The organism is Rhodococcus sp. NPDC059969 (genome assembly GCF_042738325.1).
Lineage (GTDB): Bacteria > Actinomycetota > Actinomycetes > Mycobacteriales > Mycobacteriaceae > Rhodococcus_F.
Genome location: NZ_JBHWUF010000016.1, coordinates 1 through 15,147 on the forward strand (window position 1 = coordinate 1; position 15,147 = coordinate 15,147).

16 protein-coding genes are annotated in these 15,147 nt (G+C 60.0%); 6 read left to right on the top strand and 10 right to left on the bottom strand.

Features of this window, described 5'->3' with window-relative positions; all coding sequences use genetic code 11:
* The coding region (locus ACFWAD_RS28190) for a thioesterase domain-containing protein (RefSeq protein WP_378549849.1) at positions 1–1,110 on the top strand (1,110 nt) is incomplete at its 5' end.
* Positions 1,111–1,267: 157 nt separating this feature from the next.
* Here the strand turns inward: ACFWAD_RS28190 and ACFWAD_RS28195 are convergent.
* The 5 genes from ACFWAD_RS28195 to ACFWAD_RS28215 all read right to left on the bottom strand — a co-directional run bounded on the left by ACFWAD_RS28195 (position 1,268) and on the right by ACFWAD_RS28215 (position 6,151).
* Complete coding sequence (locus tag ACFWAD_RS28195; protein ID WP_378549852.1) at positions 1,268–2,191, bottom strand: esterase/lipase family protein; 924 nt, start codon at positions 2,189–2,191, stop codon at positions 1,268–1,270.
* A gap of 66 nt (positions 2,192–2,257) precedes the next feature.
* Positions 2,258–3,271 (bottom strand): alpha/beta hydrolase, encoded by a 1,014-nt coding sequence (locus ACFWAD_RS28200; protein ID WP_378549855.1) that lies wholly within the window; start codon positions 3,269–3,271, stop codon positions 2,258–2,260.
* Between the two features lie 194 nt (positions 3,272–3,465).
* Complete coding sequence (locus tag ACFWAD_RS28205; protein ID WP_020969034.1) at positions 3,466–4,323, bottom strand: ABC transporter permease; 858 nt, start codon at positions 4,321–4,323, stop codon at positions 3,466–3,468.
* Positions 4,320–5,183: an ABC transporter permease gene (locus ACFWAD_RS28210; RefSeq protein WP_020969035.1), complete on the bottom strand. Its 864-nt coding sequence runs from the start codon at positions 5,181–5,183 to the stop codon at positions 4,320–4,322. Before ACFWAD_RS28210 ends, ACFWAD_RS28205 begins: the two co-directional genes overlap by 4 nt.
* Positions 5,180–6,151 carry an ATP-binding cassette domain-containing protein gene (locus ACFWAD_RS28215; protein WP_378549860.1) on the bottom strand — a complete coding sequence of 324 codons (972 nt, stop codon included), beginning with the start codon at positions 6,149–6,151 and terminating at the stop codon, positions 5,180–5,182. The genes ACFWAD_RS28210 and ACFWAD_RS28215 overlap by 4 nt, the downstream gene beginning before the upstream one ends.
* A gap of 404 nt (positions 6,152–6,555) precedes the next feature.
* Between ACFWAD_RS28215 and ACFWAD_RS28220 the strand changes: the two genes are divergently transcribed.
* Complete coding sequence (locus ACFWAD_RS28220) at positions 6,556–7,413, top strand: glycosyltransferase (protein WP_378549863.1); 858 nt, start codon at positions 6,556–6,558, stop codon at positions 7,411–7,413.
* 121 nt (positions 7,414–7,534) lie between these two features.
* On the opposite strand, the gene ACFWAD_RS28225 is transcribed toward ACFWAD_RS28220, so the two are convergent.
* From ACFWAD_RS28225 to ACFWAD_RS28245, 5 genes are all read right to left on the bottom strand, one after another.
* Complete coding sequence (locus ACFWAD_RS28225) at positions 7,535–8,512, bottom strand: diiron oxygenase (RefSeq protein WP_378549865.1); 978 nt, start codon at positions 8,510–8,512, stop codon at positions 7,535–7,537.
* A gap of 6 nt (positions 8,513–8,518) precedes the next feature.
* A complete protein-coding gene (locus ACFWAD_RS28230; RefSeq protein WP_378549868.1) occupies positions 8,519–9,418 on the bottom strand; it encodes a prephenate dehydrogenase dimerization domain-containing protein in 900 nt (299 codons plus the stop codon).
* Positions 9,419–9,426: 8 nt separating this feature from the next.
* Entirely contained in the window at positions 9,427–11,511 is a 2,085-nt protein-coding gene (pabB, locus tag ACFWAD_RS28235; RefSeq protein WP_378549871.1) for an aminodeoxychorismate synthase component I, read from the bottom strand.
* Entirely contained in the window at positions 11,508–11,897 is a 390-nt protein-coding gene (locus ACFWAD_RS28240) for a chorismate mutase family protein (protein WP_378549874.1), read from the bottom strand. The genes pabB and ACFWAD_RS28240 overlap by 4 nt, the downstream gene beginning before the upstream one ends.
* 231 nt (positions 11,898–12,128) lie before the next feature.
* Positions 12,129–12,605 (bottom strand): hotdog fold domain-containing protein, encoded by a 477-nt coding sequence (locus ACFWAD_RS28245; RefSeq protein ID WP_378534470.1) that lies wholly within the window; start codon positions 12,603–12,605, stop codon positions 12,129–12,131.
* Positions 12,606–13,158: 553 nt separating this feature from the next.
* On the opposite strand from ACFWAD_RS28245, the gene rpsJ reads away from it, so the two are divergent.
* From rpsJ to rplW, 4 genes are read left to right on the top strand one after another with little or no spacing between them, the layout of a single operon-like run.
* Positions 13,159–13,464, top strand: a complete 306-nt coding sequence (gene rpsJ / locus ACFWAD_RS28250; protein WP_003938093.1) for a 30S ribosomal protein S10 — start codon at positions 13,159–13,161, stop codon at positions 13,462–13,464.
* 17 nt (positions 13,465–13,481) lie between these two features.
* The gene (gene rplC / locus ACFWAD_RS28255; protein WP_003940826.1) at positions 13,482–14,138 is read left to right on the top strand and encodes a 50S ribosomal protein L3; all 657 of its coding nucleotides are present in this window, start codon (positions 13,482–13,484) and stop codon (positions 14,136–14,138) included.
* Positions 14,135–14,809, top strand: a complete 675-nt coding sequence (rplD, locus tag ACFWAD_RS28260; protein WP_003940723.1) for a 50S ribosomal protein L4 — start codon at positions 14,135–14,137, stop codon at positions 14,807–14,809. The genes rplC and rplD overlap by 4 nt, the downstream gene beginning before the upstream one ends.
* A complete protein-coding gene (rplW, locus tag ACFWAD_RS28265) occupies positions 14,806–15,111 on the top strand; it encodes a 50S ribosomal protein L23 (protein WP_003940990.1) in 306 nt (101 codons plus the stop codon). Before rplD ends, rplW begins: the two co-directional genes overlap by 4 nt.
* The last annotated feature ends 36 nt before the right edge of the window (positions 15,112–15,147 follow it).

Here is a 15,147-nt window from a genome sequence, read left to right on the forward strand (position 1 = left end):
GTGTTGGATGCGTTTCCGCTCAATGCTTCGGGGAAGTTGGATCGGAAGTTGTTGCCGGAGCCGGTGTTCGAGGTTGCGGTGTTCCGGGCTCCGGTCACGGAGGTCGAGCGACTTGTTGCTTCGGTGTTCGAAGAATTGCTCGGCATTGATCGGGTCGGTCTCGATGACGATTTCTTCGAATTGGGCGGAAACTCCCTGATCGCCACGCGGTTGGCAGCGAAGTTGGGCCAAGCGATTTCGGCTGAGATTCCGCTACGCATGCTATTCACCAGCTCGACGGTGCTGGAGATGTCCGACAAGTTGGTTACCGGTATGCACGTTGGATTTGAACTGGATCTTGATGCGGCACTCGCTGTCACGTTGCCCTTGCGTGCACGCGGATCTGAGCTTCCTCTGTTCTGCGTGCATCCAATGGTCGGGCTGGCCTGGCCGTACGCACCTCTCGCTGCATTCGTCGACAGATCTGTGCCGCTCTACGGGCTGCAGACACCAGCGTTGACCGAGGTGGACTTCTCCGCGACTGCACTGACCGACTACATAGATCGGTATGTGTCCGAGATCCGATCAGTGCAACAGCAAGGGCCGTACAGACTTCTGGGTTGGTCGTTCGGTGGAGTTGTCGCACATGGAATCGCGGCAAGGCTCGAAGCCCTCGGCGAGAAGGTGAGTGCATTGGTGATCTTGGACGGCTCGCCCGTGAGCTTGGATGATGAAGCATTTGCGACGATGGTCAGACACGAAGTTGCTGGCTTGGGCGTCGTCATTCCGGATGACGAAGACCTCGAGAACCTGTCGATCGACTGTGCGAGTGATGTCTTGACCGCCGTAAACGGCGGAGCGATCGGGCTCAATGCCAGCGATATCAGGCGATTGTTCTCGAGCATCGCGCGAACCGCGGCGCTGACACGTGAATACGAGCCGGACACATGCACGGGGCCAGTGCTGTTCGTGGGATCCAATGAGACCGAGGCCGACGGGGTCGATCCGTGGCGTTCGCTGATCGACGGCGAAATCGATGTTCGTCGGGCAAGTGTGAACCATGTTTCGATGATGACGCCAGAGGGTCTGGAGGAGATCGGTCCGATGATTGCCGCCGTGCTGAATTCCTGACGCGATCTCGGTGATCCCCGATCTGTGGGCCGGGCTCGGCGTCATGTCGTCGAGCCCGACCCACAGACGTGCACGACGATACAAAAATAGGCTGGCGGCGCTGGATTTCTCCGCGCCGCCAGCCTACTTCGACCCTGCTGTTACTTGTTCAGCGTGCCTATTCGCAAGGGAGCGAACGGTACTCTGGGTCAAGCGCTGACTTGACGAGATCAAGAGTGTGAGGATCTCTGACCAACTGTCCGTGGGACGCAGTGTTCCCGGCACAGTTATCTTGAGTCCAGACATTATGCACCACTGCGCCATCACCTGGACGAAGGAAAGTTGCCTCGGGCGGCGTCGAGATTTCATCGTGAGCCGAAGCGATTACGGTGTACTCGATTCCGGGTTGCGTCTCGGATCCCGCGTTGAGTGCTGTCAAGAATGGTGTGCCGCTGAGTTGTTGGACGCCGGCCGGCCCCCAGATCGCTTGGACGAGAAGATCGCCAGGGAGACCCATCCCAGACAGTGATCGTGCGTTCGCTTGAAGACCGCCGAATGTAGTTCCGTGGTTTGTCGCGCCAAGACTGACGAGCGAGTGTACTGAATTCTTCGATGGATCTGCAGGGGTTGCTCCACTGTTGAACTTTAGATATTGGCGAGCAACGACGCCTCCCTGGGAATGACCGACGATGTCCACCTGTGCCGCACCGGTGTGAAATTTCACCGAGTCAACGAACATTGCAAGCTCCTCAGCGGAGCTTGCAATGTCGGTGATTCCCCAATGCACAGCATTGGGATTCAGAATTTCGCGCACACCGCCATAATTCAGCGCAAAGACGCAGTAGCCCAAATCAGCAAGCTGAGGCGCCATAACATCCCAGGTGTCGGTCATGCTCATCCCGGTCCCGTGTACGAGTACCACCGGACGGGGATGTTCGAGACTTGGCTTGCAATCCCAGTCGTTGGCGCCGGCAGGGGAAGGACCCATGCTGGACAATCCGGGCGTGGGTTCCGCCGGGTCTGCTGATGCAGCTGTTGGCATTCCGGCCAGCACCACACAGGCCGACAAAGACGCCAGCGTTGCCAGAGCGAATCGGTTCATTCTTTCCTTGCGTGCTGAATCTGGTTGCTCGCTTTGCTACTTGCTTACAGAATCCGCGTCTCGGGATCAGACCCCGAGGGACTGGGCGATGAACGGCCATGACTTGTGCAAGTCGTCTTGCCAGTAACCCCACGAATGCGTACCCACCGGCCGGAAGTCCACAGTTGCCGGGATATTCAGGTCGGCAAGTCGTCGAGCGAGGTTTCCGGTGCAGATGCTAGTCGCGAATTCGATTGGTCCTCCCACAACAATCTGGTCGAACATCGCGGCTCGGCCATCCTGGATGCGAGGGTTCTCCGGGGTATCGTTCGGAAAGCCGGGCAAGCCACTACCCGTGCTGATGTACAGGGGAGTGCCACGCAACTTTTCGGCGTTGACTACCGGGTCGTGTTCGACCCAGCCCGGACCGTCGAATGGGCCCCACATGTTCTGAATGTCGCCAACTCCGCCGATCCATTCAGTGGTCGCCCGTACGAAAGCCTGCCCCATCGGGTCGCTGGTCTGTGCACAACCTGAATAGGACGCAACGGACTTGTAGAACCCGGGGTATTCGATCGCAAGATTCAGAACAGAGGTCGCAGACATCGAGATAGCGGCGATCGACTGATCGCCGTTGCTGCCGAGTTCCTTGTTCAGAAGTGGAGGAAGCTCCTTGCCTAGGAAGGTGCTCCACATGTTCTTTCCGAGTACGGAATCTTCCTTCTCCCAGTCGGTGTAGTACGACATCAGGCCTTTAGCCGGAATCGCAACATTGACGTTCTTGTCGGCGAAGAAATCGACCACATCAGTTTGGCGGTCCCACGTGGCTGTGCCTTCTCCACCATCAGCGCCGTTGAGCAGGTACAGAATAGGGCGCGGCTGAGAGTTGTCTGCAGGCAAGATCACCTGGATGGGGACCGACTTGTCCATCGATGCTGCGTAGACATTTACGACGATCTGGCGATCATTGACTCGCTCGACAGATTCGATGTACGACCCGTCCGAATCGTCCTGTGCAGCGTCTCCCCCACCCTGGTGTGCAATGGGTGCGGCACCGGCGATGCCCACGCTGCTGGAAACAAGGACGACGCTTGCCGCCATCAGTGCACCTGCGACGGTGCGCCTCCAGGGGGACCGAAGTTTTCGAGTCAAGACAACGCCTTTCGGTTGGTTCAACTGTGCCGCCGAAACTGCTCGGCAATCGTGTTTCGTGAGTCTGAACTACTTGTAATTCGGATGGTCAGCCGTAGACGTTACCGCGCGTACGGATCCACCAGGCAACACCCAGGTGGTTGTCAATCCGAAGCGGCGCGTCGGTATCCGAGTATCGCCGGATACACGAAGACCACGACCATCCCGAATGACCAGGCCAATGTCTTGAGCAGAGGTTCGGCGACGGGTCCACCCAAGGAGAGGCCTTTCATCGCATCGATTGCCACGGACATTGGTTGCTCGGCAACAACTGGTTGCAGCCACTTCGGATAAGCCATCACCGGAACAAAGCCGGAGTTGAAGAACATCAACAGCGTGCAGGAGATCGACACGATCTCGACAAGTGGCAGATTGTCAGCCACGGTTGCCAGCGCCGTCACCATCATTGCGAAGCCGATGCCGAAAACGATCGGCAATACCAAGAGTGCAACTGCGGCCAAGGGACCCTGGTTGAACCGGAATCCCAACAGATAGCCGACACCAAGGATGACGATGGAGGTGACGAGAACTCGCACTGCTTCTGCGATCATGCGTCCGACCAGACCGGAAGCACGATGCGCAGGGAGAGTCCAGAACCGGCTCAAGAGTCCAGATGCTCGTTCGCCTTTGAGTCCGACCGCGCTGGCGATCGAGCCGAACATGGCGCCAACGAGGATGATCAGCGGGACCGTTCCGAAGATGCTCGATTGGCCCGTCGCTGCTGTAATCGAATTGCCAAGGACGACTCGGAACATCAACAGCATGAACGCTGGATACACAAGAGCTTGGATGGTGGTTGATGGATCGCGCAGCCACGTGAGCAACAAACGCTTGGCCTGAATCCCGCTGTGCACGACCAGAGCCTTGAAAGAGCTTTCAGGGAGCGCTTTGTCCGGGTAAGGAAAGTTAAACCCCTCGGCGGGTCGGACGGCCGCCATGAAACGATCTGTCGGTTCGCTCATGACCGCCTCATACTTGCCCAGAACGCTAGTGGCGCGAAGAAGACGATCAACCCGATCGTCCACGCAACGACGGGAAACAGGACGCCCCAGGTGACTCCGCCCTGCGCAAGATCACGCATGGCGAATGAAAACTGCGATACCGGTTGATTGCGCACGAACGGCCGAATCCATTCGGGGAAGCCAGTCTCGGGCGCGAAACCGCAGGACAACATCCCCAGAATCAATTGGGGGAGTGTCAGCGCCTGACTGGTGGCTTGTGGACTTTTCGACAGTGAACCGATTGCATCACCGGCGAAGGACAGACAAGTGCTGAACGCGAGGGCGATCGCACAAAACAGAACTGCCTGACCCATGCCTGCTGAGAATCGGAAACCGATCAAGTGGCCGAAGGTCAATGCCGCGGCAAGTGAGACTGTCGAACGGACGAAGCCACTCGATTGACGAGACAACAGCGGCACGGGGCCGACTACTGGCATGGTTTTCATGCGGTTGCTGAAGCCGGTGATCGATTCGGTCGAGGACATCTGAGCGGCGGAGATCGACGTGAAGGCCATGGCTTGCAGCACGATGATCGGCATCAGAAACTGGGCATAGTTGATGCCCTGAAGTTGCATGACGAACTTCAACGGAAGGTAGAAACCGATCGTGAAGATCAATGGCGCGACTACCGCGATCAGTAGTTCGTAACGCTTCACCATGGATTTGACGGTGCGTGCCGTCAGCACCCACCACTGATTGATCGCCGACGGATGTGGTCGGCGGTGCTTTCCAACGCTCAATGCCTCGGGGACTGCAATCTTGCTGCGAGTGTCCTCACGGACAGTCACTTGATCGACCCCGAATTTTGTAGTTGTCGTCACGGTGTCTCGCTTACGTGCTGTTCACCTGTGAGTGAAAGGAAGACGTCATCGAGTGACGGGCGACGAAGCGCGATGTCTGCAAGCGGAATCCGTGCGTGGTCCAGACGGCGCAGTGCTTCGGAGAGGGTTCCTGCGCCGACAGGTGCGGGGATTGCGATCCGCCCGCTCTCTTGAGCCAGATCGAATCTGAAGTCACGGGGGACCAGATTGCCCAGTGCATGGACCGCGTGAGGCAGCTGTTTGAGATCTGCGGGCACGATCTCGCAGAAGCTTGCGCCGGTTCGAGCCTTCAACTGGTCAGCAGTCCCCTCGGCAATGACTGCGCCTTTGTCGATGACGATGATGTTGTCGCTCAGTAAATCTGCTTCTTCGAGGTACTGAGTTGTCAGGAGCACGGTGATTCCCTGCTCCTTCAGCGACTGAACCAGCGACCAGACGCTCTGCCGACTGCGCGGATCCAAGCCGGTGGTCGGCTCGTCGAGGAAAACGACCTCGGGGCGGACAACCAGGCCACACGCGATATCGATTCGTCGGCGCATACCGCCGGAGTAGTTCCTGACTACTCGGGATCCAGCCTCGACGAGGTCGAATTGAGACAGCAGGTCGGCAGCGCGCACCTTGGCGGACATTCGGTCGAGCCCCATCAACCTGCCGAACAGTTCGATGTTCTCCCGGCCGGTGAGTGCATCATCCAGGGCGGCGAACTGCCCGGTCATCATGATGGAGCGTCGAACCTCTGGAGCATTGCGCACGACGTCGTAGCCAGCCACCATCGCGCGTCCACTGGTGGGACGAATAAGCGTGGAGAGGACCTTCACTGTCGTTGTCTTGCCTGCGCCGTTGGGACCTAAGATGCCGAGCACTGTCCCACGTGGGGCGGTGAAGTTGATCCCTCGCAGCGCGTGCACGTTCTTGAAGGACTTGTGTACGTCCTCCACTAGTACCGCTGCGTCCGTGGAAAAGGGCATCAACACTCCGCTGTCTGCATTGTCGGAACGGGCACGCGCTCCCGACGGGCGCACAGATGCCTTCTGTCTTCTATCCGTGATCTCCGCTCAGATGTTACCGGAGGGTCAAACCGACACTCGGGCAATCGGACGCGTGACAGGGAGTGTGTGGCTCCTGCCAGGAACTCTCACCCTCAATTTCACCTTGTGGCAAGAATCACAAATATTCTTTGTAACGGGAGGACCTCCTCTAATTGAACGAATGACCAAATAGATTTTCAGCGCATCTGCGCAGGTGGGTATTCAGATGTGTTGGCACGGAGGTCTTTGATTTGACCGGTGATGAAATTCCTCCGATTCCTCCCGATTGGTCCCTGGGCCCGCTGCTCAATGTCTTGTGGAGAGATTCGCGATACCGTTGGGAAATGGTGAACGCGGCGTTGTCGGTGGTTGTTCCGGCTTTTAATGAATCTGAATACATCGAAACGTGCATCGAAGCGCTCATTGCTCAAGGTGAATATGTCGACGAAATCATCGTCGTTGACAATAATTCCTCGGACAACACTTCCGCGTTGATCAAGAAATATCAAAGTAGTTATCCCAAGGTTCGGCTTCTCAATGAATCCCGCCCCGGGGTTGTGCATGCGAGAAACAAAGGGTTTGATGCGGCTAGCGGTGAACTCATCGGACGTATTGACGCAGATACGATCGTGGGGGAAGGCTGGGCCGTTGCGGTTCACGAATTCTTCGAGCGTCGCGACGATTTCTCGGGCGTAACTGGCCTGACTTACCTTTATGAATCTCCGATCGCCGGGCTTCAGCGCCGATGGACGAATTGGCGCCTCGGTCGCAGAGCCCAGGGGGCGGTTCGGCCCGTTGTTGCAGTTCCAGGCAGTAACATGGCGATGCGTCGGTCGGCTTGGTTGGCAGTTAGGGATGCGGTCAGCGATCGAACCGACATTCACGAGGATATCGATCTATCCCTCTGCATGGCGCATGTTCGTTGCGCAGTGGGGCAGATCTCGAGCATGGCCGCAAAGGTTTCGGGGAGACGTGGAGTTAGTTCGCCGCGAGTGTATGCGCGATATAATCGAGCATCGAGGAAAACCCTCGCGCATCATGGTGTATCGAATTGGAAGTTTACATTCTTGATTGCAGCGGACAGTATTCTACATGCAATCTTGTGGCCTCTTTATCGAATGTATGACAAGAATTCCGGACACCTCTCTTCTCGGGTCTTGGGTCGGAGGCAGCGGGCGCGGGACCTTCCCGTCTTTTCTTGAGAAATCCGTCCGGTATTTATACAAGAAAGCTCGTATCTAGCTGAATAATCGGGAGTGCCCGATAATTGCGGAATATTTCTGGTTTGGGTTCGTTGCCGACTATTTCTTTTATTGCACGGGATTAACTGGCAGAATATTTTTCTACAGCGATTGTTACTTCCGGTGCAACTTGTAGCTTTTGAAGCAGGGACGTTATTCCGCTGTAGTCCTGCACGAACATCTCGTTGCGCGGCACCGATTCGACGTCGTCGAGCATCTTCTGCCCGCCGGGTATGGCTTCGATTTCCATGATTGCTCGCCAAGCGCCGAAGTCGGTTCCGCTGAAAGCGCGCATGGCGCCCTCGAAGCCTTCCAATAGATAGCTGCGATCTCCACGATCCAGGGAATCCCAGACCAGCACCGCCAGTTCCCCGGCAATGGAGGCATGGCAGTACTCGTCGCGAGCGTGCAACCGGATTGTCGCGCGGTTGATCGACTGAACGCCCGGATCGTCCGAGATCAGGTCGAGGTACGCGGTGATCGACACCTCCGCGACGGTCATGAACGCCAACTCGGTGAGCGCGATCTTGCGCGGCCCCTCGGCTGCGTCGAGAGCTTGCGCCCGCGTGCGGACCGTCAGGACGTCGGGCAATGCCCTCGACGGAAGCTCCCAGCCCCTGCCTCGACGGGTCGCTGAACTGGCATTGAAGTGCATGAGCGTGTGATATTGCTCGTCGACCATCGCCTGATTGACGGCAACTGCAGCCCGATCTCCGAGTCCGACGCCGAGACGGTCTTCGGCGAGAACGTCGAACCCGGGGTTGACGACGTACTTCTCGATGTCCATGACGTTCTTGTTGAACGCGATCCATGCCCAGGCCTGCAGGCGTTGCTTCTGCTCGGGACGCAATGCCAGGTAGGTCGGATGCCCCGCGAACGGGAGAAGTGCTTCGGGGTAGTCGGACAACGACGAATCGAAGAGATCGTCCAGTTCCGGCTCCGCCTTCTTCACGGTTGCCCGGCGCGCCCAATTGCTCGCAAGGCGGCGGACGATTGCACTCTCGACCGGATCGGAGGCGTCGTACTCCGGGAGGCTGGGCGGACTCACTCCAGGTCTCATCGTGCCCTACTCTCTGTGCCCTTCGGCAATCTCTCCGTGCCCTTCGGCAGTGCGATTGAAGAGGCTCTGGCACTCCGCGTTCAATTCGTCTGAGCGATCACCGAGTGCTGCCTCTGCCACTTTCATCAAGCTCGTGAAGTCGCCGAGGGTCGCGGCCGCCGTGTCCACCTGCGCGGTTGCTTCCGCCAGCGCTTTCCGTGTCGCACCTGCGTACGGATTGCCCGCTTGTACGTCCCAGTACACCTCCGGTTCGCCGCCGGCTACACGCGCCAGGAGCGCCAGCAGGGCCCGATGCGGGGGAGGGGCGACCGCGAGGAGTTCGTCCGCGGAAAGTCCGAGTTCGGTCAGGGCAACGCCAAAGGCCAGCACCGACGCGTGGGTCAGTACCTGGGTCGCTGCGGCCAATCGGTCGTGCCGATCGGCGTCCATCACCGCGACCGACGCTCCCCACGAGCGAACGACGTCGAGAAACTTTCTGGTTTGCGGACCGTCGACGTACGGCACCGCGATGACGGATCGTCCACGCGGTCCGAGCGACGGACGGAACATCGGGTTGAGTCCGAGGAACTCCCCTTCTCGGCCGGCGTCGGCGATTGCTGCGTCCATCCGCGATTTGACCGACAGCGTGTCCACAACGAGAGCGCCGGATGTCCGAAGGCTCGGCAGTGCGGCTAGAGCGACCTGTTCGGGAACCGCGAGCACTATGATGCGCGAGGACTCCACGTGCGCGAGGGCTTGCTCACTGGGTTTCGTGATGTCTCCGACGACTACATCTCCGTCGGGATCGCTGCCTGCTGGGTCGACGACGGTGACGGTCGACCCCCCGGCGCGAAGCAGTTCGACGAACATGGATCCGACGGCACCCAGCCCGCCGACAACCGTCGCTGTGCCTGATGCCGCCGTCATGGCTGGATCTACCCGCCGTACTCGAGGACCCGCGAGGACACCGCATCGAGCGCACGGAGCAGCGTGGACGCCTTGACCGTGGTCTCGTCGAATTCTTCTTCCGGATCGGACAACGCTGTGATGGCACCGCCGATTCCGAAGGTCACGCCGCTCTCGGTGCAGACCAGCGACCGGATCACGATCGAGAGGTCCGCGGCGCCACCGAGCGCGAAGTACCCGATCGATCCCGAGTAGACCCCACGTGGGCCGGATTCGAGACGGTCGATGATCTCCATCGTCCGTACCTTCGGGGCGCCGGTCATCGATCCACCGGGGAACGCGGCACGCACACAGTCCACCGCCGACGACCCCGGACTCAGATGTCCGCGCACCGTCGACACCATTTGGTGAACGGACGAGTACGACTCGATCGCGAACAGCCTCGGAACGTGGACACTTCCCGGAACGCAGACCTTGGTGAGGTCGTTGCGGGTGAGGTCCACGATCATCAGGTTCTCGGCGCGGTCCTTCTCGCTGTCGAGCAGGTCCTGCCGTAGGGCAGCATCACGCGCTCGGGTGACGCCGCGCGGGCGGGTCCCTTTGATCGGCTTGGACTCGACGTTGCCGGCCGAGTCGACACGAAGGAACCGCTCAGGCGAGGCCGAGACCACCGAGATGCCGGTGAAGTCGAGAAGTGCGCTGTACGGCGTCGGATTGATCGAGCGCAGATACTCGAACGCCTGCTGTGCATCGATCGTCTCGTCGACGCTCGCCATGTTGGTCAGACACACCTCGTAGGACTCACCCGCCCGGATCTCCGAGAGGGCCGTTCCGATCAACGACAGGTACTGATCGCGATCATGCCGCAGTCGAGCCTGTGTCCAGACCGTCTCGCTGATCAGTGGAACCGGGGTACGTTCCGGAAGGTCCGCGCCGATCCGCGCCAGGGTGTCGATGGTCGATTCGAGCCAATCGTCGTGGCCGGCGTCGCGGACCTTCTCGCGTAACCTCAAAACGTGAGTGCGGCCGGCAGTGTGATCGATGACGACGGCGCGATCGGCAAACACCAGGGCAGCATCAGGAGTGGGTGCCGGATGTACTGCCCTTCCTCCGGTCTGCGCTTTCAGTTCGTAGCCGAGATAGCCCACGTAACCGAGGTTGAAGTCGAGTTCCGGATGCGAGGGCACGAAGCGCGTCGCGAGTTGCGCGTCCAAGTAGTCGAAGAACGGAACTCGAATGTGCTCGTCGGACAAGCCTTTTCGGCTGACCGTCAGCACCCCGGCTTGTACGTCGTACGTGATGAATTCGGCGAGCGGACCCGCGGAATCGCCCAGAATCGAAAAGCGTGCACTCGGTTCCGCAGTGGCCGCGCGGTCCAGCCAGAACGCGTTGGGGCCGTCGGCGAACAGTGCTGCAAATGCCGCCGACGGGTCCACGGCAAAATCGAGGGTCACGTCGTCGACGTCGTAGTTGATCGCCGGTCGCAAGTCGGGCGTTTGTGGCGCCGGTTCGTGTCGGATCACCGAATCCAGAGTTCGTCCGACAGACAGATCGCGGAAGTTCGCGAGCAGATCGATGCCGAACTCGGTACTGATGGACTCCGGATGAAACTGCACGCCCCACATCGGCTTGGTCCGGTGTCTGACACCCATGAGCAGTCCGTCGGAGGTCCACGCGGTGCGAACGAAGGCATTCGGCAGATTCTCGACGGTCAACGAGTGGTAGCGAACAGCTCGGAACGGTGACGGAAGTCCGGCAAAGATGCCCGAACCGTCGTGATCGATCAGCGAGATGCGGCCGTGCATCGGGACGGGCGCAACCACCACGTCGGCACCGAACAACTCGCACAAGCCCTGGTGACCTAGACAGACACCGAGAAGTGGGAGAGGTGCCTCCTCGATGAAACGGCGGCTGATTCCGAAGTCACGCTCGCGATCGGGCCGGCCGGGACCGGGGGAGATGACCACGTTGTCGTACGACGCGAGATCGAGGGAATCCCAGTCCGCGTCGTTGCGGACCACGGTGGGCACAACCCCGTTGACCTCGGTCAACAGGGTGAACAGGTTGTAGGTGAACGAGTCGTAATTGTCCACCAGAAGGGTGCGGGAACTCATGTCGATGATCCTGATCTCGGTCCGACGGATTCCCGAACAGTGTCCTCCTCCTCAACGGGCGCGTTGATCACCAGGTCTTCGAGTCGACAGGTCTCGGCGATCATCAGCTCGTACAGCGAGTTGAAGAAGTCAGGGGAGAGGTCGTGACTCCGGGCGAATTCGCGTGCCCGTTCCTGCACGAGGCGGACTCGGCCGGGTTGCATCATCGGAACCTCGCGGGAGCGCTTCCACTCGCCGATACGCAGGCAGAGTTCCAGCCGCTGCCGCACCGTTTCGAGAAGTAGAGCGTCGATGGCGTCGAGGTCGCGCCGAAAGCTGTCCAACCCCTCGGCATTGTCCGGATACGCCCGGGTCTCCGTGCCTGATTCGGAACTCGTTGTGGTCAAGAACTCTTCCACGAGGCCTCCCGGTGCTCGGCGTGACGCGAGGTCGACAATGCGGTGTCCGGAACGTAAATCACCTCCGGACACCGGCACCCCGACCGACCATCGCCGTTCGGGGAGGTGTTCCACGATCGTCTTTCGCCGAAACCTGCGGCGGCCCGAATTTCTGCGAAACCTGTTGGCGGGCGAATTAGCTTGCGATGCAGGCGGGTTCGTGGCCGCCTACGTGGGTGCCTATTTGGGGGTGACCCAAGTGGTGATCTCGGCGTGGACTACTTCCTTGCCGTCGCGGTCGAAGATCGAGATGGGAACGACCAGTTCAGTTCCGCTGTCGATCGCAGCGAAGTCCGGCAAGGTCTCGAGGCGGGCGACTGCTCGCAGACCCGTTTCGGCCTTGGCGAGGTAGTCGACCTTCATCGACTTGGGGATCCAGCGGTGCGAGTTCGGAACCGTCGCTTCGCTCAGCATGCCCATTGCGACCTCCGCGAGATTGCAAGCTGCGATCGCGTGAAACGTGCCGAGATGGTTGTGGACACCCCACCATTTGGGGGAGCGGACCTCGCAGAGCCCTGGTTCCAGCTTGGTCACCCGGGGGAGAACGGAGGCGAAATAGGGGACGCGAATGGACATCGCCGCCGAGAAAACTGCATGTCCGAGGGCGTTGTCCGGCAATTTCTGCCATCCGCGATAGGTAGGGCTGGAGGTAGTCATGGACCTATCTTACTTCTGAGTAAGGTTGTTGTCGCGCAGCTCACTCGGAAAAGGCGGTTCGGGGGAGTTGAGGAATTGGGCCAGGTACGGCATACTGGTCGGGTTGCCTTGTCCGGGACGCGGTCGTTTGCGGCCGTGATCGGGTAAGGGTAAGACGTCACAGACGATCGATCGCAGATCCCGTCAAGGGTAATCGGGTCTACGACTGTGACCATGCAAGACGAGAAGTAATGCAGGACGGAAGCAGTACCTACTTTGTGTTCGACATCGAACACGTCCGGTACGCATCACGCGCCAGATGATCGAAAGATTATCCGGCGCAGGATGAGTGAGAAGGCGACACGCCCGACCGCGTGTACCGGAGAACAATGACAAACGAACAGCGGCAGCAGATCCTGATCTCGATCCGAATCTCGGTACTCCCGAGAACTTGGACTTGGTCCCGATCGCTTCAGTGTTCGTCGTGTCATCGTCCAGGCAAGGACTGTGCAGACGAGGTAGCTCGAGCCTGACCAGGCGGGCTACGAAACGCGGCAAGAAAAGGACACTAAGCGTGGCGGGACAAAAGATCCGCATCAGGCTCAAGGCCTACGACCACGAGGCGATCGACGCGTCAGCGCGCAAGATCGTCGAGACGGTAACCCGTACGGGTGCCCGCGTCGTTGGACCTGTGCCGTTGCCGACCGAGAAGAACGTATATTGCGTCATCCGCTCGCCGCACAAGTACAAGGACTCGCGCGAGCACTTCGAGATGCGTACTCACAAGCGGCTGATCGACATTCTCGACCCGACGCCGAAGACGGTTGACGCGCTCATGCGCATCGACCTTCCGGCCAGTGTCGACGTGAACATTCAGTGACGGCGGAGACAAAAACAATGACTGATACCAAGATCAAGGGAATCCTGGGCACCAAGCTCGGCATGACCCAGGTCTTCGACGAGAACAACCGGGTTGTCCCGGTCACCGTCGTGAAGGCTGGGCCGAACGTCGTAACCCAGATCCGTACCGAAGAGCGTGACGGCTACAGCGCCGTTCAGCTCGCGTTCGGCGCCATCGACCCGCGCAAGGTGAACAAGCCGACTTCCGGCCAGTTCACCAAGGCTGGTGTGACCCCGCGTCGCCACGTAGTGGAGCTCCGCGTTGCGGACACCTCCGACTACGAGGTCGGCCAGGAGCTCACCGCCGAGGTCTTCGAGGACGGCGCATACGTCGACGTCACCGGAACCAGCAAGGGCAAGGGCTTCGCCGGAACCATGAAGCGTCACGGCTTCAAGGGACAGGGCGCGTCGCACGGTACCCAGGCTGTTCACCGCCGCCCGGGCTCCATCGGTGGCTGTGCAACTCCCGGCCGCGTGTTCAAGGGCATGCGCATGTCCGGACGCATGGGTAGCGACCGCATCACGACGCAGAACCTCTCGGTCCACAAGGTGGATGCCGAGAACGGCCTGCTGCTGATCAAGGGTGCGATCCCCGGCCGCAAGGGCGGCCTCGTGATCGTCAAGAGTGCAGTGAAGGGTGGTGCACGGGCATGACCAGCACCGAGACCAAGTTGACCCTGGACGTCAAGGTCGCCGGCGGCAAGACCAACGGCACCGTCGATCTCCCCGCTGAGATCTTCGACGCTCCGGCCAACATCGCGCTTCTCCATCAGGTTGTCGTCGCGCAGCTCGCAGCTGCTCGTCAGGGAACCCACTCCACCAAGACCCGCGGCGACGTCCGCGGCGGTGGAAAGAAGCCGTACCGCCAGAAGGGCACCGGCCGCGCACGCCAGGGCTCGACTCGCGCACCGCAGTTCGTCGGCGGCGGAACCGTTCACGGCCCGCAGCCGCGTGACTACAGCCAGCGCACCCCCAAGAAGATGAAGGCAGCCGCTCTGCGCGGAGCCCTCTCTGACCGCGCACGCAACGAGCGCATCCACGTCATCACCGAGCTGGTTGCAGGGCAGACGCCTTCGACCAAGGGCGCTATCGCGTTCCTCGGCGAGATCTCGGATCGCAAGAAGCTGCTGCTCGTCGTGGGTCGCCAAGATGTAGCCGCTTGGAAGAGCGTGCAGAACCTGGAAGGCGTGCATCCCATTGCACCCGACCAGCTCAACACCTACGACGTGCTCAATGCAGACGATGTCGTGTTCAGCGTCGAGGCACTCAACGCGTTCATCCACGGGCCCGCAGAGAGCGCTCAGAACAAGGAGGACGCCAAGTGAGCACCATCGCTGACCCCCGCGACATCCTGCTCGCTCCGGTCATCTCCGAGAAGTCCTACGGACTGATCGAGGAAGGCACCTACACCTTCCTGGTGCACCCGGACTCGAACAAGACGCAGATCAAGATTGCCGTCGAGAAGGTCTTCGGCGTCAAGGTGACCAGCGTCAACACCGCCAACCGTCAGGGCAAGCGTAAGCGGACCCGATTCGGTTACGGCAAGCGCAAGGACACCAAGCGCGCGCTCGTGACCCTGTCCGCTGACAGCAAGCCCATCGAGATCTTCGGAGGACCGGTCGCGTAAGCGCCGGGACTTGACGAGACATAGAGGACGAGAAGA

Coding starts and splice junctions, on each gene's coding strand:
- ACFWAD_RS28195 (WP_378549852.1), bottom strand. CDS start 2,191: ATGAACCGATTCGCTCTGGCAACGCTGGCGTCTTTGTCGGCCTGTGTG.
- ACFWAD_RS28200 (WP_378549855.1), bottom strand. CDS start 3,271: ATGGCGGCAAGCGTCGTCCTTGTTTCCAGCAGCGTGGGCATCGCCGGT.
- ACFWAD_RS28205 (WP_020969034.1), bottom strand. CDS start 4,323: ATGAGCGAACCGACAGATCGTTTCATGGCGGCCGTCCGACCCGCCGAG.
- ACFWAD_RS28215 (WP_378549860.1), bottom strand. CDS start 6,151: ATGCCCTTTTCCACGGACGCAGCGGTACTAGTGGAGGACGTACACAAG.
- ACFWAD_RS28220 (WP_378549863.1), top strand. CDS start 6,556: ATGGTGAACGCGGCGTTGTCGGTGGTTGTTCCGGCTTTTAATGAATCT.
- ACFWAD_RS28225 (WP_378549865.1), bottom strand. CDS start 8,512: ATGAGACCTGGAGTGAGTCCGCCCAGCCTCCCGGAGTACGACGCCTCC.
- ACFWAD_RS28230 (WP_378549868.1), bottom strand. CDS start 9,418: ATGACGGCGGCATCAGGCACAGCGACGGTTGTCGGCGGGCTGGGTGCC.
- pabB (WP_378549871.1), bottom strand. CDS start 11,511: ATGAGTTCCCGCACCCTTCTGGTGGACAATTACGACTCGTTCACCTAC.
- ACFWAD_RS28245 (WP_378534470.1), bottom strand. CDS start 12,605: ATGACTACCTCCAGCCCTACCTATCGCGGATGGCAGAAATTGCCGGAC.
- rplC (WP_003940826.1), top strand. CDS start 13,482: ATGACTGATACCAAGATCAAGGGAATCCTGGGCACCAAGCTCGGCATG.
- rplD (WP_003940723.1), top strand. CDS start 14,135: ATGACCAGCACCGAGACCAAGTTGACCCTGGACGTCAAGGTCGCCGGC.